This window comes from Serratia sp. G204Y (assembly GCF_051172435.1).
GTDB lineage: Bacteria > Pseudomonadota > Gammaproteobacteria > Enterobacterales > Enterobacteriaceae > Serratia > Serratia sarumanii.
On sequence record NZ_JBPIZA010000009.1, the window covers coordinates 48,756 to 70,602 of the forward strand.

The 21,847-nt window shown below is 61.7% G+C and carries 13 protein-coding genes and 1 riboswitch; of the genes, 9 read left to right on the forward strand and 4 right to left on the reverse strand.

All coding sequences use genetic code 11. The features are described from left to right. Nucleotides 1-18: 18 nt before the first annotated feature. On the reverse strand, nucleotides 19-1,128 hold the full coding sequence (malK, locus tag ACSBQQ_RS23635; RefSeq protein ID WP_033636214.1) for a maltose/maltodextrin ABC transporter ATP-binding protein MalK: 1,110 nt from the start codon (nucleotides 1,126-1,128) through the stop codon (nucleotides 19-21). Beyond that, nucleotides 1,121-2,092: an alpha-amylase family glycosyl hydrolase gene (locus tag ACSBQQ_RS23640; protein ID WP_060428906.1), complete on the reverse strand. Its 972-nt coding sequence runs from the start codon at nucleotides 2,090-2,092 to the stop codon at nucleotides 1,121-1,123. Before ACSBQQ_RS23640 ends, malK begins: the two co-directional genes overlap by 8 nt. A gap of 358 nt (nucleotides 2,093-2,450) precedes the next feature. Here ACSBQQ_RS23640 and malE point away from each other — a divergent pair, with 358 nt between their 5' ends. From malE to malG, 3 genes are read left to right on the forward strand one after another with little or no spacing between them, the layout of a single operon-like run. Next, nucleotides 2,451-3,644 (forward strand): maltose/maltodextrin ABC transporter substrate-binding protein MalE, encoded by a 1,194-nt coding sequence (gene malE / locus ACSBQQ_RS23645; protein WP_033636215.1) that lies wholly within the window; start codon nucleotides 2,451-2,453, stop codon nucleotides 3,642-3,644. Between the two features lie 57 nt (nucleotides 3,645-3,701). Beyond that, the gene (gene malF, locus ACSBQQ_RS23650; RefSeq protein WP_033649703.1) at nucleotides 3,702-5,279 is read left to right on the forward strand and encodes a maltose ABC transporter permease MalF; all 1,578 of its coding nucleotides are present in this window, start codon (nucleotides 3,702-3,704) and stop codon (nucleotides 5,277-5,279) included. An 11-nt stretch (nucleotides 5,280-5,290) separates the two neighbouring features. Continuing rightward, on the forward strand, nucleotides 5,291-6,181 hold the full coding sequence (malG, locus tag ACSBQQ_RS23655; RefSeq protein WP_021505147.1) for a maltose ABC transporter permease MalG: 891 nt from the start codon (nucleotides 5,291-5,293) through the stop codon (nucleotides 6,179-6,181). An 88-nt stretch (nucleotides 6,182-6,269) separates the two neighbouring features. Here the strand turns inward: malG and psiE are convergent, their stop codons facing one another. Further along, a complete protein-coding gene (gene psiE, locus ACSBQQ_RS23660) occupies nucleotides 6,270-6,677 on the reverse strand; it encodes a phosphate-starvation-inducible protein PsiE (protein WP_033636217.1) in 408 nt (135 codons plus the stop codon). 225 nt (nucleotides 6,678-6,902) lie between these two features. Between psiE and ACSBQQ_RS23665 the strand changes: the two genes are divergently transcribed. Then, the gene (locus ACSBQQ_RS23665) at nucleotides 6,903-8,336 is read left to right on the forward strand and encodes a capsule assembly Wzi family protein (RefSeq protein WP_033636218.1); all 1,434 of its coding nucleotides are present in this window, start codon (nucleotides 6,903-6,905) and stop codon (nucleotides 8,334-8,336) included. A gap of 61 nt (nucleotides 8,337-8,397) precedes the next feature. Here the strand turns inward: ACSBQQ_RS23665 and pgi are convergent, their stop codons facing one another. Next, nucleotides 8,398-10,044: a glucose-6-phosphate isomerase gene (gene pgi, locus ACSBQQ_RS23670; RefSeq protein WP_060427040.1), complete on the reverse strand. Its 1,647-nt coding sequence runs from the start codon at nucleotides 10,042-10,044 to the stop codon at nucleotides 8,398-8,400. Nucleotides 10,045-10,272: 228 nt separating this feature from the next. Here pgi and ACSBQQ_RS23675 point away from each other — a divergent pair, with 228 nt between their 5' ends. The 5 genes from ACSBQQ_RS23675 (at nucleotide 10,273) to ACSBQQ_RS23695 (ending at nucleotide 21,801) form a co-directional block, all read left to right on the forward strand. Continuing rightward, nucleotides 10,273-12,081 carry a cation:proton antiporter gene (locus tag ACSBQQ_RS23675; RefSeq protein WP_049232863.1) on the forward strand — a complete coding sequence of 603 codons (1,809 nt, stop codon included), beginning with the start codon at nucleotides 10,273-10,275 and terminating at the stop codon, nucleotides 12,079-12,081. 52 nt (nucleotides 12,082-12,133) lie between these two features. Beyond that, nucleotides 12,134-12,328: riboswitch (Lysine riboswitch) on the forward strand. Nucleotides 12,329-12,436: 108 nt separating this feature from the next. Beyond that, nucleotides 12,437-13,804 carry a lysine-sensitive aspartokinase 3 gene (lysC, locus tag ACSBQQ_RS23680; protein ID WP_033649702.1) on the forward strand — a complete coding sequence of 456 codons (1,368 nt, stop codon included), beginning with the start codon at nucleotides 12,437-12,439 and terminating at the stop codon, nucleotides 13,802-13,804. Between the two features lie 142 nt (nucleotides 13,805-13,946). Continuing rightward, nucleotides 13,947-14,864 (forward strand): ketopantoate/pantoate/pantothenate transporter PanS, encoded by a 918-nt coding sequence (gene panS / locus ACSBQQ_RS23685; RefSeq protein ID WP_033636223.1) that lies wholly within the window; start codon nucleotides 13,947-13,949, stop codon nucleotides 14,862-14,864. Nucleotides 14,865-15,249: 385 nt separating this feature from the next. Then, entirely contained in the window at nucleotides 15,250-16,929 is a 1,680-nt protein-coding gene (locus ACSBQQ_RS23690) for a ShlB/FhaC/HecB family hemolysin secretion/activation protein (RefSeq protein ID WP_060428830.1), read from the forward strand. Between the two features lie 45 nt (nucleotides 16,930-16,974). Beyond that, nucleotides 16,975-21,801 (forward strand): hemagglutinin repeat-containing protein, encoded by a 4,827-nt coding sequence (locus ACSBQQ_RS23695; protein WP_060428824.1) that lies wholly within the window; start codon nucleotides 16,975-16,977, stop codon nucleotides 21,799-21,801. Nucleotides 21,802-21,847 lie beyond the last annotated feature (46 nt).

Here is a 21,847-nt window from a genome sequence, read left to right on the forward strand (position 1 = left end):
TATACCGACTTTGATGCTTTAAACGCCCGGCTCCTGGTGCAGCCGTTTACATGCCGTACCGTCTTCACGGAACAGGTGGCAACGATGAGGCGGCAGGCCGATGGCGAATGTGGCACCTTCTTCTACCAGCACCACGTCATTCTGGCGGTACACCAGGTTTTGACGGATGGCCGGGATTTGGATGTGGATTTGCGTCTCGTTGCCGAGCTGCTCCACCACCTGTACGTCGCCGGTAAGCCGCACTTCTGAGGCTTCGCCGGGCAGCAGATGTTCAGGGCGAATGCCCAGTGACAGGTTGGCGCCGGGCTGAACGCCCTCGCCTTCCACCGGCAGCCAGACCAGCTGGCGGTTGGGCAGTTCGACCTGCACCTGTTGCGGCTGCGCCGCGGTCACCTTGACCGGCAGGAAGTTCATCTTCGGCGAGCCGATAAACCCGGCGACGAAGCGGTTGGCCGGGTAGTGATACAGCTCCAGCGGCTTGCCGACCTGCGCCACGCGACCGGCGTCGAGCACCACGATCTTGTCGGCCAGCGTCATCGCTTCGACCTGATCGTGGGTGACGTAAATCATGGTGCGCTGCAGGCGCTTGTGCAGACGGGAGATCTCGATGCGCATCTGCACCCGTAGCGCGGCGTCGAGGTTGGACAGCGGTTCGTCGAGCAGGAACACGTCCGGCTCGGCCACCAGCGTGCGGCCGATCGCCACGCGCTGACGCTGCCCGCCGGACAGCGCCTTCGGCCGCCGATCGAGCAGGTGCGCCAGCTGCAGCACCTCGGAAACCTGATTCACCCGTTGATTGATTTCCGCTTTCCTGGCGCCGGCCAGCTTCAGGCCGAACGACATGTTGTCCGCCACCGACAGGTGCGGATACAGCGCGTAGGACTGGAACACCATGCCGATGCCGCGCTCGGAAGGCGGCACCTCATTCATGCGTTTCTCGCCGATCAGCAGGTCGCCGGAGGTGATGTCCTCCAGCCCGGCGATCATGCGCAGCAGCGTCGATTTACCGCAGCCCGACGGCCCGACAAACACCACAAACTCGCCGTCTTCGATGGTCAGATTGACGTCTTTGGAAATCACGGCCTCACCGAAGGCCTTATAAACGCTGCGCAGTGTCACGCTAGCCATGCGTTACTCCCCTGCTTTCGCAGTTAACATGTCGTGTGAAAATGGCGGAGGCAAAGCCCGCCAAAACCCATTGATGACCCTCTTGCTGCGCGCCGTGCTGCCATGCCAACGGCAAGGTCGCCTCAGACGGCGCGGCCGCCTGAGTATAAGGCTGCAGGTTTATCAGCGCTTCAAGGCATTGATCCTGATGGGTAATAAGTAAGCGCACCACGCCGTCCCGCTGGCTGATCGCGTTCAATTCGCCGCGCTGGATGAGCGGCGAACGGCGCAGGGCCAACAGCGCCTGGCAGTAACGTAAGGTGGAGTGGCTGTCGTGCTGTTGGCGGCTGATGGCCAATGCGCGGTGTTCGATCGCCACCTGTTGATACCAGCTGATTTCGCCGGCGGTGACCTGTTCGGGGGCTTCATGCCACGGCATCGGCGTTTGCGCGCCGCGCGGATCCTGCAGCCCGGCGGCATGCGGCAGCCCCAGCTCCTCGCCCTGGTACAGGCAGATCGGCGCCGGCAACATCGCCAACAGCGTCAAAAAGGCGGCGGCGGAACGCAGGTCGCCCTGCCCCCAGCGGCTGACCACTCTTGGCTGATCGGCGTCGCCGGTGCTCCACAGGCTGTCCACCAACGTGGCGCGGCGGGCGTGTAGCACCGCCACCAGCTTCTCCGCGCTGAACGGCATCACGTCCAGCGCCAGCGCGCCGTGGACGAACCGCTGTGGCGCAACGGCATTGCGAACGCGGTTGGCTTCATCGCCATACCACAGCGTCAGCCCTTCGGCCGTCACCGTCGCCTCGGCCTCCGGCGCCAGCATCTGCGGCAGCAACAGGCCGTCGATCGACAGCGCTTTCAGGTACGGCAGCGCCGCCAGCATGCCGTGCGCGTCGCCCACGCCGTCCCCGTTTCCGTCACGGAAACTGGCCGGATGGATCCGGTACAGGGTGGGCTGAGTGGCGATAGGCATTGACGACATAAATCCGATATCCCTGCTGCGCGTGGCGTTAAAAATCAATGGGCCGATAGTGCGGGAGTCGCCGGAAAGGGTAATCATCCGTAACAGGATTTTTCATGGGGGAGGAGGCGGGAGGATGAGAGAACGACCGCGGCGATGAGAAGTTCCGCGCTTAAGGCAAATCTGTGATCCGTCTGGCAAAAATCGCCCCCCTATTTTGTGCCTGACGCCACAGAATAGAGCGCAACGTTAACTGGATCACACTCCTCATCTCAGGGGCGTAGAGGGGGGGAGGATGAGAATATGTCGCGTTGTGACCCACTATTACCGCGAAACGTCACTCCTTGATTTATGTGCCCACAAAAAGAAGGACTGGATTATGACTCGCAGCATTACCCTCGCCCGCACGCTGGCGCTCTCGGCACTGGCCACCCTGGTGCTCTCTTCTTCCGCCTTCGCCAAGATCGAGGAAGGCAAACTGGTTATCTGGATCAATGGCGACAAGGGCTATAACGGCCTGGCCGAAGTCGGCAAGAAATTCGAAAAAGACACCGGCATCAAGGTTACCGTCGAACACCCGGACAAGCTGGAAGAAAAATACCCGCAGGTGGCCGCCACCGGCGACGGCCCTGACATCATTTTCTGGGCCCACGACCGCTTCGGCGGCTATGCGCAGTCCGGCCTGCTGGCCGAAATCCACCCGTCCAAAGCCTTCCAGGACAAGCTGTTTCCGTTCACCTGGGACGCCGTGCGTTATGACGGCAAGCTGATCGGCTACCCGATCGCCGTCGAGGCGCTGTCGCTGATTTACAACAAAGACCTGGTCAAACAGCCGCCGAAGACCTGGGAAGAGATCCCGGCGCTGGACAAGCAGCTGCGCGCCAACGGCAAGAGCGCCATCATGTGGAACCTGCAGGAACCCTACTTCACCTGGCCTATCATCGCCGCCGACGGCGGTTATGCCTTCAAGTATGAAAACGGTAAATACAACATCAAGGATGTCGGCGTCGCCAACGCCGGTTCGCAGGCAGGTCTGCAGTTCATCGTCGATCTGGTGAAAAACAAGCACATCAACGCCGATACCGATTACTCGATCGCCGAAGCCGCGTTCAACAAAGGCCAGACCGCGATGACCATCAACGGGCCGTGGGCCTGGAACAACATCGAGCAGAGCAAAATCAACTACGGCGTGACGCTGCTGCCGACCTTCAAAGGCAAACCGTCCAAGCCGTTCGTCGGCGTGCTGACCGCCGGCATCAACGCCGCCAGCCCGAATAAAGAACTGGCGACCGAGTTCCTCGAGAACTACCTGCTGACCAACGAAGGGCTGGCGGACGTCAACAAAGACAAGCCGCTGGGCGCGGTGGCACTGAAGTCCTACCAGGAAACGCTGGCCAAAGATCCGAAGATCGCCGCCACCATGCAGAACTCGCAAAACGGGGAAATCATGCCGAACATCCCGCAGATGAGCGCCTTCTGGTACGCCGAACGCAGCGCGGTGATCAACGCCGTCAGCGGCCGTCAGACGGTGAAAGCCGCGCTGGACGACGTGCAGACCCGCATCACCAAGTAACGACGTCGTGCGGGGTGCCACGGTGCCCCGCCGTTGCTTCACAGAAAGGAACGCCCTATGCAATTCGCTCACGCCGGGACGCCTGCGCGTAAAAAATCGAAGTGGTGGCAAAGCGACGCGCTGAAATGGCTGGTAGTCAGCCTGTTCAGCCTGGTGACCTGCTACCTGATTGTGTTGATGTATGCACAGGGTGAATACCTGTTCGCCATCCTGACGCTGATCCTGGTCAGCGCCGGGCTTTACGTCTTCGCCAACCGCCGCGCCTACGCCTGGCGCTATGTGTATCCCGGCGTCGCCGGCATGGGGCTGTTCGTCCTGTTCCCGCTGATTTGCACCATCGCCATCGCCTTCACCAACTACAGCAGCACCAACCAACTGACCTTCGAGCGCGCGCAATCGGTGCTGATGCAGCGCCAGTTCCAGAGCGGCAAAACCTTTACCTTCGGCCTCTACCCGGCGGAAAACCAGCAGTGGCGCCTGCAGCTGACGCCGCCGGACGGCGAAGCACCGCTGATCTCCGAGCCTTTCCGCCTCGACGCCGCCGCGCCGCAAACCCTGAAACTGACGGCACAGAGCGCCGCGCCGCAGGGCGAGCGCGCCACGCTGCGGATGATCACCCAGAACCGGCAGGCGCTGAGCCAGCTGGTGGCGCAGCTGCCCGACGGCGGTGAATTGCGCATGAGCTCCCTGCGCCAGTTCTCCGGCACCCGCCCGCTGTATGCGCTGGACCAAGACGGCAGCACGCTGACCAATAACCAGACCCAGGTGCGCTACCGGCCGAACGGCGACACCGGCTTCTATCAGGCGATCAACGCCGACGGCGGCTGGGCGCAGGAAACCCTGAGCCCAGGCTATACCGTCACCACCGGCTGGAAGAACTTCCTGCGGGTGCTGCAGGACGAGGGCATCAAGAAACCGTTCGTGTCGATCTTCATCTGGACCATCGTGTTCTCGGTGATGACGGTGATCCTCACCGTGGCGGTCGGCATGGTGTTGGCCTGCGTGGTGCAGTGGGAGGCGCTGAAAGGCAAGGCGATCTACCGTGTGCTGCTGATCCTGCCCTATGCGGTGCCGTCATTCATCTCGATCCTGATCTTCAAAGGTTTGTTCAACCAGAGCTTCGGCGAGATCAACATGATGCTCAGCCATCTGTTCGGCATCAAACCGGCCTGGTTCAGCGATCCGCTCACCGCCAAGAGCATGATCCTGATCGTCAACACCTGGCTCGGCTACCCGTACATGATGATCCTGTGCATGGGGCTGCTGAAGGCGATCCCGGACGATCTGTACGAGGCCTCGGCGATGGACGGCGCCAACCCGTGGCAAAACTTCTTCCGCATCACCTTACCGCTGCTGATCAAGCCGCTGACGCCGCTGATGATCGCCAGCTTCGCCTTCAACTTTAACAACTTCGTGCTGATCCAGCTGCTGACCAACGGCGGCCCGGACATGATCGGCACCACCACGCCGGCCGGCTATACCGATCTGTTGGTCAGCTACACCTACCGCATCGCCTTCGAAGGCGGCGGCGGGCAAGACTTCGGGCTGGCGGCCGCCATCGCCACGCTGATCTTCCTGTTGGTGGGCGCGCTGGCGATCCTGAATTTGAAAGCCAGCAAGATGAACTTCGATTAGGGAGAATGACGATGGCCATGGTTCAACCCAAATCCCAGCGCCTGCGCCTGTGGATCACCCATATTTTGATGCTGTGCTTTATCGCCCTGATCATGTTCCCGCTGCTGATGGTGGTCGCCATCTCGCTGCGCTCCGGCAACTTCGCCACCGGCAGCCTGATACCGGAAACCCTCTCCTGGGATCACTGGCGGCTGGCGCTCGGCTTCAGCGTCACCCACGCCGACGGCAGCGTGACGCCGCCGCCGTTCCCGGTGCTGCTGTGGCTGTGGAACTCAGTCAAGATCGCGGCGATCACCGCCATCGGCATCGTGACGCTGTCTACCACCTGCGCCTACGCCTTTGCCCGCATGCGCTTTCGCGGCAAGAGCACGCTGCTGAAAAGCATGCTGATCTTCCAGATGTTCCCGGCGGTGCTGTCGCTGGTGGCGCTGTACGCCCTGTTCGATCGCCTGGGCCAGTACATTCCGTTTATCGGCCTGAACACCCACGGCGGCGTGATCTTCGCCTACATGGGTGGCATCGCGCTGCACGTCTGGACCATCAAGGGCTATTTCGAAACCATCGACAACTCGCTGGAAGAGGCGGCGGCGCTGGACGGCGCCACGCCGTGGCAGGCGTTCCGTCTGGTGTTGCTGCCGCTGTCGGTGCCGATTCTGGCGGTGGTATTCATTCTGTCGTTTATCGCCGCCATCACCGAAGTGCCGGTGGCGTCGCTGCTGCTGCGCGATGTGAACAGCTACACGCTGGCGGTGGGGATGCAGCAATATCTCAACCCGCAGAACTACCTGTGGGGCGACTTCGCCGCCGCCGCGGTGCTGTCGGCGATACCGATCACCGCCGTGTTCCTGCTGGCGCAGCGCTGGCTGGTGGGCGGCCTGACGGCCGGCGGCGTGAAGGGGTAATTTGTGCCACTGCAGTGCGTTTGATGTCTTTCCGCGATAGCGGTAATCCTGTGTCTTTGGCGGCCTCTGGCCGCCATTTTTATCTCCGCTACTCCCGTTTCAGCCGATCGGTGTTTGCCAGATAAAGCGTCACCACCAGCACCAATATCGCCGCGGCGTAGATCAGGGTATCGATGGGGTTTTTGTGATCTACGATAATCAAACGAATAATCGCGGTAATGCCAATGTAAATAAAATAGCGCAGCGGGAAATGATAACCCGACTCAAAATACTTGACGATCAAGGCGATAAATTCAAAGTACAGGAAATAAATCACAATGCCTTCAATCAACAGGTAAGAGGACGACTCTTCGCTGTTGATAAATAACACCTTCGCCAGGTGGAGGGTTTCCTTGACCAGAAACACCACCAGAATGGCCGCCAGCAGCAGCAAGCCCACGTTCAGCACCCGCTGCAGCCCCTTCGCTATCATTATCGAACGCGACGTTTTTGCCATAAAACCTCTCTCTGAATACCGCGTATATGATTCAACCGTGCCAATATAGGCATTGTCCTAAAAATTCCACCCCTCGCGAAAGCACTTTAAACCCCATTTAATTCATCACGTTATAATAAGATGTTTCTGACCTATAGATTTGTAGCAAATCGAAATGTCAACTATCATGGGACACAGAGATCTTTACATAAAACCAATAACCTCGAATTAACAAGGGAATTCTTTATGCGCGCTAAACTTAACGGACTGGTCGCTGCGGGCCTGTTTACCTGTGCATTGTCCGGCCACGCCGCCGGCCTGGTAGCCCCTGACAACGATCTGCGTAACGATCTCGCCTGGCTGTCTGACCGCGGCGTCATCAACGTCAGCCTGTCCACCTGGCCGCTGAGCCAGGAAGAGATCAGCTCCGTTATCGCGCAGGCCAAGCCGGTGACCAACACCGAGAAAAACGTTATCGACCGCGTACAACGCCGCGTCGATGCCCTGAAAGCCAACATTCGCGTCAGCGGTTACGCCTCGACCGATAAACCCGGCACCCCGCAGGGCTTCGGCCAAAACGAATACGCCGACGATCGCCTGACCATCGGCGCCGGCGCCAACGGCGAGTTCTGGGACGTGCGTCTGCAGGGCTCGGTGGAAGGCGATCAGCGCGTCAGCGACGGCTCCAAATTCAACATGAACGGCTCCTACGGCGCGGTGAAAATCTGGAACCAATGGCTCTCCTTCGGCGAGGTTTCCCAGTGGTGGGGCCCGGGCTACGACGGCAGCCTGATCCGCTCCGACGCCGCGCGCCCGGTGGCCGGCTTTATGCTGCAGCGCGCCGACCAATCGCCGTTTGAAACCCCGTGGCTGTCGTGGATCGGCCGCTGGCAATACCAGTTGTCCGCCGGCCAGCTGTCGCAGTACGCTGCCGTGCCGGACACCAAGCTGATCGGTGGCCGCCTGACCATGATGCCGACCGACTTCCTGGAGTTGGGCGCTTCGCGCGTCATGATGTGGGGTGGTGATGGCCGTCCGCACTCCTGGAGTTCCTTCTGGGATGGCGTCACCGGCAACGACAATACCGGCGATCCGAAAAACGATCCGGGCAACCAGTTGGGCGGTTTTGACTTCAAACTCAAGCTGCAGCCGCTCATCGGCATGCCGGTCAGCCTGTATGGCCAGATCACCGGTGAAGATGAAGCAGGCATGTTGCCTTCGCATAACGCCTACATGCTGGGGCTTGAAGGCCATCCGGAATGGGGCCCGACCACGATCAACTGGCATATCGAAGGTACTGATACCCGCTCTAACGGCAACGCCAACAACGTGATGTACAACCACTACATCTATCGGGGCGGTTACTACCAGCAAGGTTACCCGCTGGGCCATGCGATGGGCGGCGACGGTCAGATGCTGTCCGGCCGCGTGGAAATGGTGCTGGACGACGGCCAGCGTTGGAGCACCCGTCTGGTGTACGCCAAGGTGAATCCGAACAACCAAACCATCAACCGGGCGTTCCCGCGTTCCGATACGCTGAAAGGCATTCAGCTCGGCTGGGGTTACAGCTTCGATTCTCAGGTTAAATTCGATACCAGCCTGTGGTACACCAACAGCGATCACAGCACCGCCGACGACGTGGGCGCCGGCGTCAGCTTCGAAGTGCCGATCAACCTGTAATTTTTTGCAGACGTAAAAAAACCCGCCGCGGCGGGTTTTTTATTGGCTTCAGCTCAGGCGCTTAGCGCCATTCCTTGAAGCGGTTGATCAGCGCATTGGTCGAGCTGTCGTGGCTGCTGATTTTCTCGCTGCCCGCCAGCTCCGGCAGGATGCGGTTAGCCAGCTGTTTGCCCAGCTCCACGCCCCACTGATCGAAGGTGAAGATGTTCAGGATCGCGCCCTGGGTGAAGATCTTGTGCTCGTACAGCGCGATCAGGCTGCCCAGGCTGAACGGGGTGATTTCGCGCAGCAGGATCGAGTTGGTCGGGCGGTTGCCTTCAAACACTTTGAACGGCGCCACGTGCTTGACCTGCTCAGGGGTTTTACCCTGCGCCGCGAACTCGGCCTCCACCACGTCCAGCGACTTGCCGAACGCCAGCGCTTCGGTCTGAGCGAAGAAGTTGGACAGCAGTTTGGCGTGATGATCGCCCAGCGGATTATGGCTGATGGCCGGCGCGATGAAGTCGCAAGGCACCAGCTTGGTGCCCTGGTGGATCAGCTGGTAGAACGCATGCTGGCCGTTGGTGCCCGGCTCGCCCCAAATGATAGGGCCGGTCTGATAATCCACCGGATTGCCGTTGCGATCGACGTACTTGCCGTTGGATTCCATGTTGCCCTGCTGGAAGTAAGCGGCAAAACGGTGCATGTACTGATCGTACGGCAGAATGGCTTCGGTTTCGGCGCCGAAGAAGTTGTTGTACCAGATACCGATCAGCGCCAGCAGCACCGGCAGGTTCTTCTCCGCCGGCGTTTCGGCGAAGTGCTTGTCCATGGCGTGCGCGCCGCTCAGCAGCTGCTCGAAGTTGTCATAACCGATGGACAGCGCGATCGACAGACCGATCGCCGACCACAGGGAGTAACGGCCCCCTACCCAGTCCCAGAATTCGAACATGTTGTCGGTATCGATGCCGAACTCGGCCACCGCTTTGCCGTTGGTGGACAGCGCGGCGAAGTGCTTGGCCACGTGTTGTTGATCGGCGGCGCTGCTCAAGAACCAGTCGCGCGCGCTGTGGGCGTTGGTCATGGTTTCCTGAGTGGTGAAGGTTTTGGAGGCCACCAGGAACAGCGTGGTTTCCGGGTTCAGCGACTGCAGCGTTTCGGCGATATGGGTGCCGTCGACGTTGGAGACGAAGTGCATGTTCAGGTGGTTTTTATACGGGCGCAGCGCTTCGGTCACCATGTAAGGGCCGAGATCCGAACCGCCGATGCCGATGTTCACCACGTCGGTGATCGGTTTGCCGGTGTAGCCTTTCCACTCGCCGCCGATGACGCGCGCGCAGAACTGTTTGATCTTGGCCAGCACCGCGTTCACTTCCGGCATCACGTCTTTGCCGTCGACCAGGATCGGGCTGTTGCTGCGGTTGCGCAGGGCAATGTGCAGCACCGCGCGATCTTCGGTGCGGTTGATTTTCTCACCGGCGAACATCGATTTGATGGCGCCTTGCAGATCGGTTTCTTTCGCCAGCGCCTGCAGCTTCTCCAGGGTTTCCTGCGTGATACGGTTCTTGGAATAGTCCACCAACATTTGGTCGTTGAAGGTCGCGGAGAACCTGGAGAAACGATCGCTGTCCTGGGCGAACAGGTCGGCGATCCGTACGTCTTTCATCTGTGCATAATGTTGCTGCAGGGCTTGCCAAGCAGCGGTTTGACTAGGATTGATATTTTTCATAGCAACACTCTTAGGCTTGAGAATAAAAATGACGCGTTGTCCGATTGTAGCCTGTTCGACTGTGATTATGATCTCTTTTCTTGCGATAGGCGCTAACTGTCAACGCAGTGCCGCCTCGTTTCAGCTTTCACTCTATACTTTTGGCTAACGGCCTGTTATCGGGGTTGCCGAATTGTCATCAGGCTGTGTCATTGTTGCTTATTTCGTCATTTGAAAGGGATCTCGCTTATGGAATTATCTGCCCCGCTCATGTTGGTGCTTATCGGCCTGGCGTCGCTGCTGGCGCAGTGGCTGGCCTGGCTGCTGCGCCTGCCGGCCATTTTGCCGTTGTTGCTGTTCGGCATCGTGCTCGGCCCGACGGTGCATCTGGTGCAGCCGGATCTGCTGTTCGGCGATCTGCTGTTTCCGCTGGTGTCGCTGTCGGTGGCGATCATCCTGTTCGAAGGGGCGCTGACGCTGCGTTTCGAGGAGATACGCGGCCTCGGCGGCGTGGTGCGCAATCTGGTCACCGTCGGCATGCTGGTCACCTTTCTGGTCATCAGCCTCGCCAGCTGGTGGCTGCTGGATTTCCCGCCGGAGCTGGCGGCTCTGATCGGCGCGGTGACGGTGGTGACCGGGCCGACGGTGATCGCCCCGCTGATGCGCGTGGTGCGGCCAAACGCCAACATTAACCAGGTGCTGCGCTGGGAAGGGATCGTCATCGATCCGGTCGGCGCCATCTTCACCCTGCTGGTGTTCGAATTCATCGTGCTGAAACAGAATGCGGAGTCCTATACCCATCTGTTTTGGACGCTGGGCATGACCGCCGCCGTCGGCCTGATCGCCGGCGCGCTGTTCGGCTACCTGCTCGGCCTGGCGCTGCGCCGCGTCTGGCTGCCGCGCTACCTGCAGAACCTGGCGGTGCTGGCGATCATGCTGACCGCCTTCGGCGTTTCCAACGCCATCGCCGACGAATCCGGCCTGCTGACCGTCACGGTGATGGGCATCTGGCTGGCCAACATGCGCGACGTGGACACCAGCGATATTCTGGCGTTCAAAGAGGAGCTGTCGGCGATCCTGATCTCGGCGCTGTTCATCATTCTGGCGGCGCGGCTCGATATCCAGGCGCTGTGGAACATGGGTTGGCCGCTGCTCCTGCTGCTGCTGGTGGTGCAGTTCATCGCCCGGCCGCTGTGCATCGCGGTGTCGACCTGGCGCTCTTCCCTGCACTGGCGCGATCGGCTGTTGCTGTGCTGGATCGCCCCGCGCGGCATCGTCGCCGCGGCGGTCAGCTCGCTGTTCGCGCTGACGCTGCAGCGCAGCGGCTACCAGGGCGCCGACCGGCTGGTGACCGTGGTGTTCGCCATCATCATCGGCACCGTGGTGCTGCAAAGCCTGACCAGCGGGATGATGGCGCGCTGGCTGCGGGTGCAGCAGCAAAAGCCGCGCGGCGTGCTGATCGTCGGCGCCAACAGCGTGGCGCGCATGCTGGCGCAGGCGCTGATCAAGCTAAACGTGCCGGTAATCGTCACCGACAGCAGCTGGGAATACTACCGCCAGGCGCGCATGGAAGGCATCCCGGCCTACTATGGCCACGCCTACTCCGAACACGCCGAGAACTATCTCGATCTGAGCAATATCGCCCAGGTGCTGGCGCTGTCGCCCAATCGCCACCAGAACGCGCTGGCGGTCTACCACTTCGGTCATCTCTTCGGCGAGGATCACGTGTTTGCCATCCGTTCGGGAGCGCCGCTGAAAGGGCGCGGCGCCAGCGCGGAAAGCTCGCGTTTCCGCCGGCATGAAATTTTATTTAATCAGGAAGCCACCTACGGCCGCCTGAGCAGCCTGCTCGCCAAGGGAGCCACCATCAAAGCGACCAAATTGAACGAAAATTTCGGTTGGCTGGAGTATTTGGAGAAACATCAGGGCGTTATTCCGTTATTCAGCCAAAAGGAAGACGGTTCTCTGCAACCGATTGGCGCCGGTTCCACGCCCGCGATGCCCTGTACGCTTATCGCGCTGGTGCAAGATGAAAATCCCTCACCGTCTGTACGTTGACAGAATGGCGATAACCGGCTATTCCTAACAGCCTACTTGCGCACCCGGTGCGCAAGCCAGAAGAGGCGCGTCGCCCAGGTAGAGTGTCAGAGGAGCCGTTTCTCCGTTGACGGCACCCGAGGGGGAGCGACGCCGAGGTAGGATAATGGCCGGCCATTATCCTATCGACTACAGGGGCTGAATCCCCTGGGTTGTCACCAGGGGATCGCCCGCAGGGCGATCGACAAGGTGGGGCGCTTCTGGGTGTATCGTAGCCTGACCTCTACGCCTGCCCCCTGTTTACCGCTCTCCCCTTGTGCCAAGGCTATGGAATTACAGTGCCCTCAAACGGGCATCCCTGACACGAGGTTTCTAGATGAACCAAGCAGCACCCCAGAATTCCACCGTGGTAGCCAAATTCGGCGGCACCAGCGTCGCCGACTTTGAAGCCATGAACCGCAGCGCCGACGTCGTGCTGGCCAACCCGCAGGTCCGCCTGGTGGTGTTGTCCGCCTCGGCGGGCGTCACCAACCTGTTGGTCGCCCTGGCCGAGGGTTGCGAGGCCGACAAGCGCAACTACCGGCTTGATGAGATCCGCCGCATCCAGTACGCCATCCTCGATCGCCTCACGGCGCCGGCGGTGATCCGCGAAGAGATCGACCGCCTGCTGGAAAACATCGCCATGCTGTCGGAAGCCGCGTCGCTGGCCACCTCGACGGCGTTGACCGACGAACTGGTCAGCCATGGGGAGCTGATGTCCACCCTGCTGTTCGTTGAAATCCTGCGCGCCCGCAACGTGCAGGCCGAATGGTTCGACGTGCGCAAAGTGATGCGCACCGACGATCACTTCGGCCGCGCCGTGCCGGACAGCGCCGCGCTCAGCGAACTGGCCCGGGCGCAGTTGCAACCGCGCCTGCAGGAAGCGCTGGTGGTCACCCAGGGCTTTATCGGCAGCGAGCCGAAAGGCCGCACCACCACGCTCGGCCGCGGCGGCAGCGACTATACCGCCGCGCTGCTCGGCGAGGCGCTCGGCGTTGGCCGGGTAGATATCTGGACCGACGTGCCGGGCATCTACACCACCGATCCGCGCGTGGTGCCGGCGGCCAAGCGCATCGACAAAATCGGTTTCGAAGAGGCGGCGGAAATGGCCACCTTCGGCGCCAAGGTGCTGCATCCGGCCACCCTGTTGCCGGCGGTGCGCAGCGACATTCCGGTATTCGTCGGCTCCAGCAAGGATCCGGCGGCCGGCGGCACGCTGGTGTGCAACACCACCGAGAATCCGCCGCTGTTCCGCGCGCTGGCGCTGCGCCGCAAGCAAACGCTGCTGACGCTGCACAGCCTGAACATGCTGCACGCGCGCGGCTTCCTGGCCGAGGTGTTCAACATTCTGGCGCGCCACAACGTCTCCGTCGATCTGATCACCACCTCGGAGGTCAGCATTGCGCTGACCATGGACACCACCGGCGCCACCTCCGTTGGCGGCAGCCTGCTGACCACCTCGCTGCTGACCGAGCTGTCGTCGCTGTGCCGGGTGGAAGTGGAAGAAAACCTGGCGCTGGTGGCGATCATCGGCAACCAGCTGTCGCGCGCCTGCGGCGTGGGCAAAGAGGTGTTCGGTGTGCTCGATCCGTTCAATATCCGCCTGATCTGCTACGGCGCCAGCAGCTATAACCTGTGCTTCCTGGTGCCGGGCGAAGAAGCCGAACAGGTGGTGCGTACCCTGCATCACAACCTGTTCGAATAAGTCATTATCCCCGACTGCGGGCGCAGCACGCTGCGCCCCTGCGTCTAAAAAATCCGTTCAAAACCGGCAGGGGTTCAGCATGTTGAACCCGCAAAAAACACAACCACACCCACCGTTCTCAATCTGGCTAAGGAAAACCTGCATGTTGGCATTACTCACGCGTTTATTCCCCCTGTGGGCGATACTGCTGTCCGTCGCCGCCTATTACACGCCGACCACCTTTACCGGCATCGGCCCCTACGTCAGCCCGCTGCTGATGCTGATCATGTTCGCCATGGGCGTCACGCTGCGGCTGGACGACTTCAAACGCGTGCTGGCGCGCCCCGGCCCGGTGGCGGCCGGCATCTTCCTGCACTATCTGATCATGCCGCTGGCGGCCTGGATCCTGGCGATGCTGTTCCGCATGCCGCCGGATCTGTCCGCCGGCATGGTGCTGGTGGGCAGCGTGGCCAGCGGCACCGCCTCCAACGTGATGATCTATCTGGCCAAGGGTGACGTGGCGCTGTCGGTGACCATCTCGGCGGTCTCGACGCTGGTGGGCGTGTTCGCCACGCCGCTGCTGACCCGTTTGTACGTCGACGCCGAAATCAGCGTCGATATCATGGGCATGCTGCTGAGCATTCTGCAGATCGTGGTGATCCCGATCGGCCTGGGTCTGATCGTCCACCACACCCTGACCAAGGCGGTGAAACGCATCGAGCCGCTGCTGCCGGCGCTGTCGATGGTGTGCATCCTGGCGATCATCAGCGCGGTGGTGGCGGGCAGCCAAAGCCATATCGCCTCGGTCGGTCTGGTGGTGATCGTCGCGGTGATCCTGCACAACGGTATCGGTCTGTTGAGCGGCTATTGGGGCGGCAAGCTGTTCGGCTTCGACGAATCCACCTGCCGCACGTTGGCGATCGAAGTCGGCATGCAGAACTCCGGGCTGGCGGCCACGCTGGGCAAAATCTACTTCTCACCGCTGGCCGCGCTGCCGGGTGCGCTGTTCTCGGTCTGGCACAACCTTTCCGGTTCGCTGCTGGCGGGCTATTGGTCCGGCCGCCCCATCAAGAAAAAATAAACCGCCTGTAGGGACGCAAACAATTGCGTCCCTTTTCTTTCCTGAGAAATTTCGTATTTCCCACTGGTCGGATTGTCATAATTCCCCTCATACCCTATCATCCGTGAAAAATAAAAATTCAGATTCTTCCTAGCCATGCCGATAATGTTGGCAAGAGGAAGAGACGTTCTACTTTTTTTAATTAATTAAGTCGCCAGGGTTGCCCGCCATAAAAGAAGCAGCCTAATTATTATTTAGATATATACCCACCGTCTTATTTGTCGCGGCAAATCAAGATACCTCGCAATGTGCATGTCGCTCATTATTTCGGGCCGGCCGTCGGCCGCCCGTGGTTAACCTCATGGATTGGGCTGGCTGCCCCGGCGGCCTCTCATAATGGATTACAATGATAAAAAAAATCACCGCTTTGACGCTGTTGGTCAGCACGGCCCTTTCCGCCGAAACCCTGCCGGACGCCCACATGATGCGGGATATGTCGATGGGGGAGTCGCGCCGCGCGCTGCAAGACAGCACGCGTGAAGTCAACCAGTTGATTGAGCAACGCCGCTACCAGCAGCTGAAGCAGCAACGCTTGCTGGCGGAGCCGGAACCGGCCGCGCCCGCCCTGCCGCAGTCCGCGCAGTGCCTGCCGATCGCCGGCGTTTATCTGCAGGGCGTCACCCTGCTCTCGCCGGCCGATTTATCCGCCCTGAGCGCGCTGCCGGAACAGTGCATCAGCAGCAACGATATCAATCGCCTGACCCGTGAATTAACGCGCCTTTATGTGCAAAAAGGCTATATCACCGCGCGCGTGCAAATTGTTCGCCCTAATTCACAGGGAGAATTGGGATTAAGCGTCACCGAAGGATTTATCGAGAAAATAGAAGGCGGCGATCGCTGGGTCAACAGCCGTTTATTATTTCCAGGGCTGGAAGGCAAACCGTTGAAATTAACCGAACTCGACCAGGGATTGGATCAGGCCAACCGTTTGCAATCGAATACCACCAAGCTGGATATATTGCCCGGCCGCCAGGTTGGCGGTTCGGTCATTCGTTTGCGCAATCAGCATGCCAAGCCCTGGCTGATTACCGTCGGCACGGATAATTACGGCCAAAAAAGCACCGGCCAGTGGCTGGCTCGCGTCACCGCCACGCTGGACAGCCCGTTCGGCCTGTCGGACTTCGTCAGCCTGAACGCCAACAGCACGCTGGAAAACCCGGCTCACCGCTACAATCGCGCCTATACCCTGCTCTATTCGCTGCCGTACGGCGCGTTCACCTTCAGCGGGTTCGCCAGCTTCTCCTCCTATGAGAACCACCAGCAGCTGCCGCACAACCTGGTCAAACTGCACGGCCAGACCCAGCAGTACGGGCTGCGCAGCGACTACGTGTTTTACCGCGATCGCGATCAGATAGACAGCCTGAGCGGTCAGTTGACCTACAAGCGCATCGACAACTACTTCGAAAGCGTGCGCCTCGAGGTCAGCAGCCCCACCCTGACCCTGGCCGAACTGAGCGCCAGCCACCTGCAAATTCTGCCCAACGGGGTGTTCAGCGCCAACCTCAGCGTCGAACAGGGCCTGCCGTGGCTGGGGGCCGGTCGCCATCCAAGCTCGGTGCACCTCGACAGCCAGTTCACCAAAGGCAAGCTGTTCGCCAACCTCAGCCAGCGCCTTCACCTGGGTGACGCCACCTATCAGCTCAACAACCTGTTCTACGGCCAGTACAGCCGCGACCCGCTGCCCGGCGTGGAGTGGCTGAGCCTTACCGATCGCAGCGCCGTGCGCGGCTTCAGCCGCAGCACCCAGTCAGGCGACAACGGCTGGTATCTGCAGAACACGCTGTCGCGCAGCTTCAATCTGGGTGCCACCACGCTGACGCCGCGCCTCGGCGCCGACGTCGGCCGCATTTTGCCGCGCCAGGACAGCTCGGGGTGGCGCAGCAGCGCCGGCCTGAGCAGCGGCGCCACGTTGCGCTATCGACAGGCGCTGGTCGATCTCGAGGTCAGCCGCGGCTGGATCTTGTCGAATCACGCCACGCCGGAAGATCCCGTTCAGGTACTGGCGCGCTTTTCTTACACCTTTTAATCAGCAGTTTTGCAGGACCCCACGGCAATATACGGAGAAACATGGATGAAAAATAATAACTTCAGGCTTTCAGCAGCGGGCAAACTGGCCGCCGCGCTGGCGATTATTCTCGCCGCTTCCGCCGGCGCCTACGCCGCAGAGATCGTGGCGGCCAACGGCGCCAACGGCCCCGGCGTTTCCACCGCCGCGACCGGCGCGCAGGTGGTCGACATCGTCGCGCCGAACGGCAACGGGCTGTCGCACAACCAATACCAGGACTTTAACGTCAACCAGCCCGGCGCCGTGCTGAACAACTCTCGCGAAGCGGGGCTGTCGCAGCTGGCCGGCCAACTGGGCGCCAACCCCAATCTGGGCGGGCGCGAAGCCAGCGTGATCCTCAATGAAGTGATCGGCCGCAACCCGTCGCTGCTGCATGGCCAGCAAGAGATCTTCGGCATGGCGGCCGACTACGTGCTGGCCAACCCGAACGGCATCAGCTGCCAGGGCTGCGGGTTCATCAACACCAGCCGCTCCTCGCTGGTGGTCGGCAACCCGCTGGTGGAGAACGGCCTGCTGCAGGGCTACAGCACCCTGGACAACCGCAATACCCTGAGCCTCAACGGCGTCCTGAACGCCGGCGGCGTGCTGGATCTGATCGCGCCGAAGATAGACAGCCGCGGCGACGTGATCGTGCAAGACTTCACCCATCGCAACGGCAGCGTGACGCCGGCGGCGATCAACGCCATCAGCGGCCATAACCGGGTGGCGCGCGACGGCAAGGTGCTGGCCAGCGTACAGCCGACCACTGCGCTGGACAGCTACTACCTCGGCAGCATGCAGGCCGGGCGCATCAACATCATCAACACCGCGCAGGGCAGCGGCGTGAAGCTGGCCGGCACGCTGGCCGCCGGTGACGAGCTCAAGGTGAAAGCCTACGATATTCGCAGCGAAAGCCGCGTTGACGACGCCAGCAGCAACCGCAACGGCGGCGACAACTACCAGAACTACCGCGGCGGCATCTACGTCAACGATCGCAGCAGCAGTCAGAAGCTGACCCGCACCGAGCTGAAAGGCAAGAACATCAGCCTGGTGGCGGATAACCACGCGCACCTCACCGCCACCGATATTCGCGGCGAAGACATCACGCTGCAGGGCGGCAAGCTGACGCTCGACGGCCAGCAGTTGAAACAAACCCAGGGCCACACCGACGACCGCTGGTTCTACTCCTGGCAATACGACGTCACCCGTGAGCACGAGCAGCAGCAGCAGGCGGGCAGCACCGTCGCCGCCGGCGGCAACGCCACACTCGTCAGTACCCGGGAAGACGTGAACCTGTTGGGCGCCAACGTCAGCGCCGATCGAGCGCTGAGCGTCAAAGCGGCGCGCGACGTGCACCTCGCCGGGCTGGTGGAGAAGGATAAGTCCACCGAACGCGGCTACCAGCGCAATCACACTTCCAGCCTGCGCACCGGCAGTTGGAGCAGCAGCGACGAAAGCGAGAGCCTGAAGGCCAGCGAACTGCGTAGCCAGGGCGAACTGACCTTGAAAGCCGGCCGCAATGTCACTACCCAGGGCGCCAAGGTTCACGCCCAGCGCGATCTGACGATCGACGCAGACAACCAGATCCAGGTCGGGGTGCAGAAAACCGCCAACGCCAAAGCGGTACGCGATGACAAAACCTCCTGGGGCGGCATCGGCGGCGGCGACAACAAAAACAACAGCAACCGCCGCGAGATCAGCCACGCCTCCGAGCTGACCAGCGACGGCACCCTGCGCCTGAACGGCCAGCAGGGCGTCACCATCACTGGCAGCAAGGCGCGCGGCAAGGAAGGCGGCCTGGTCACCGCCACCCAGGGCGGCCTGCGCATCGACAACGCGCTGAGCACCACCGTAGACAAAATCGATGCGCGCACCGGCACCGCCTTCAACATCACCAGCAGTTCGCACAAGGCCGACAACAGCTACCAGAGCAGCACCGCCAGCGAGCTGAAGTCTGACACCAACCTGAAGCTGGTCAGCCGTAAGGATACCGACGTGATCGGCAGTCAGGTCACCAGCGGCGGCGAGCTGAGCGTCACCTCGCAGACCGGCAGCATCAACGTCAAGGCTGCCGAACAGCAGCAAAAAATCGATGAGCAGAAGACCGCGCTTACCGTCAACGGCTACGCCAAAGAAGCCGGCGACAAGCAATACCGCGCCGGTTTGCGCATCGAACACACCCGCGACAGCGAGAAAACCACCCGCACCGAAAACCGCGCCTCGACCCTCAGCGGCGGCAGCGTGAAGCTCGAGGCGGAGAAGGACGTGACCTTCAGCGGCTCCAAACTGGTCGCCGACAAAGGCGACGCCAGCGTCAGCGGCAACAAGGTTTCGTTCCTGGCGGCCGACGATAAAACCACCTCGAACACCGAGCAGACCAAGATCGGCGGCGGTTTCTATTACACCGGCGGCATCGACAAGCTCGGCAGCGGCGTGGAAGCCGGCTACGAGAACAGCAAAACGCAGGCGCAGAGCAGCAAGGCGGTCACCTCCGGCAGCGACGTCAAAGGCAACCTGACTGTCAACGCCCGTGACAAGCTGACCCAGCAAGGCGCGCAGCACAGCGTCGGCGGCGCCTACAAAGAGAACGCCGCGAGCGTCGATCATTTGGCCGCCGCCGACACCGCCAGCAGCACCACCACCAAAACCGACGTCGGTGTGAACATCGGCGCCAACGTCGATTACAGCGCCGTGACCCGCCCGGTTGAGCGCGCGGTCGGCAAGGCGGCCAAGCTGGACGCCACCGGCGTCATCAACGACATTGGCGGCATCGGCGCGCCTAACGTCGGCCTGGATATCGGCGCGCAGGGCGGCAGCAGCGAAACACGCAGCAGCAGCTCGCAGGCGGTGGTCAGCTCGGTGAAAGCCGGCAGCATCGACATCAACGCCAAAGGCGAAGTGCGCGATCAGGGCACGCAGTATCAGGCGAGCAAAGGCGCGGTCACGCTGACGGCGGACAGCCACCGCAGCGAAGCCGCGACGAACCGCCAGGAAGAGCAGAACCGCGATACCCGCGGCAGCGCCGGCGTACGCGTCTACACCTCCACCGGCAGCGATCTGACCGTAGACGCCAAGGGCGAAGGCGGCACCCAGCGCAGCAACAGCAACGCCAGCCAGGCGGTGACCGGCACGATCGACGCGGCCAACGGCATCAACGTCAACGTGAAACAAGATGCGGTCTATCAGGGCACCGCGCTGAACGGCGGCAGCGGTAAAACCACCGTCAACGCCGGCGGCGATATTCGCTTCGATCAGGCCAACGATAAGCAGAGCGAAAACCACAGCGGTTTCAACGTCAAAGCCTCCGCCAAGGGCGGTTTCACCGCCGACAGCAAAAACTTCGGCGCCGGCTTCGGCGGCGGCACCAACAACGGCGAAAGCAACAGCAGCACCGCGCAGGTCGGCAACGTCAGCGGCCAACAGGGCGTGGAGCTGAAGGCGGGCCGCGATCTGACGCTTAAAGGCACCAACGTCAAGAGCCAGGGCGACGTCACCCTGAGCGCGGGCAACAAGGTCGCGCTGCTGGCAGCGGAATCGACCCAAATGCGTAAGGAGAACCAACTGTCCGGCAATATCGATCTGGGCGCCGGCAGCAGCGACAGCAAGGAAAAAACCGGCGGCAGCCTCTCCGTCGGCGGCGCCTTCGACATCGCCAAGGTGAATGAGTCCGCGACCGAACGCCAGGGCGCCACGCTAGCCTCAGACGGCAAGGTCACCCTTTCCGCCAACGGCAAAGACGATGACGCGCTGCATCTGCAGGGCGCCAAGGTCAGCGGCGGCAGCGCCGCGCTCGAGGCGAAAAACGGCGGCATCCTGCTGGAGTCCGCCAAGAACGAGCAGCACAAGGACAACTGGAGCCTGGGCATCAAAGCCAACGCCAAAGGCGGCCAAACGTTCAACAAGGACGCCAACGGCAAGGTCGATCCGAACACCGGCAAAGACACCCATACGCTGGGCGCCGGTCTGAAGGTCGGCGTGGAACAGCAGGATAAAACCACCCACGCCAACACCGGCATCACCGCGGGCGACGTGGCGCTCAACAGCGGCAAGGATACCCGCCTCGCCGGGGCGCGCGTCGATGCCGACAGCGTACAGGGCAAGGTGGGCGGCGATCTGCGCGTTGAAAGCCGCAAGGACGTCGAGAAAGGCGTGAAGGTGGAGGTGGATGCCGGCCTGAGCCACAGCAACGATCCGGGCAGCAGCATCACCTCCAAGCTGTCGAAGGTGGGCACGCCGCGCTACGCCGGGAAAGTGAAAGAGAAACTGGACGCCGGGGTGAATAAAGTGGCCGACGCCACCACCGACAAGTACAACAGCGTGGCGCGTCGTCTCGATCCGCAGCAGGACACCACCGGCGCGGTCAGCTTCAGCAAGGCCGACGGCAAAGTGACGCTGCCGGCAACGCCGGCCGGCGAGAAGCCGCAGGGCCCGCTGTGGGATCGCGGTGCACGCACCGTCGGCGGCGCGGTGAAAGACAGCATCACCGGGCCGGCGGGTCGCCAAGGGCAGCTCAAGGTCAATGCCGACGTGGTGAACAACAACGCGGTCGGCGAGCAGTCGGCGATTACCGGTAAGCACGGCGTAGCGCTGCAGGTCGGCGGCCAAACCCAACTGACCGGCGGCGAGATCCGCAGCCAGCAGGGCAAGGTGGAACTGGGCGGCAGCAAGGTCAGCCAGCAGGACGTCAGCGGCCAACGCTATCAGGGCGGCGGCCGCGTCGATGCGGCGGCCACGGTAGGCGGGCTGTTAGGCGGCGCGGCGAAACAAAGCGTCGACGGCAACGTGCCGTTCGTCAGCGGCCATGCTTCGACTCAGCAGGCGGACGCCAAAGCCGGCGTGTTCAGCGGCAAATAACGCGCCTCCCCTACGCAATGCCCCCGGTTTTCACCGGGGGCATTTT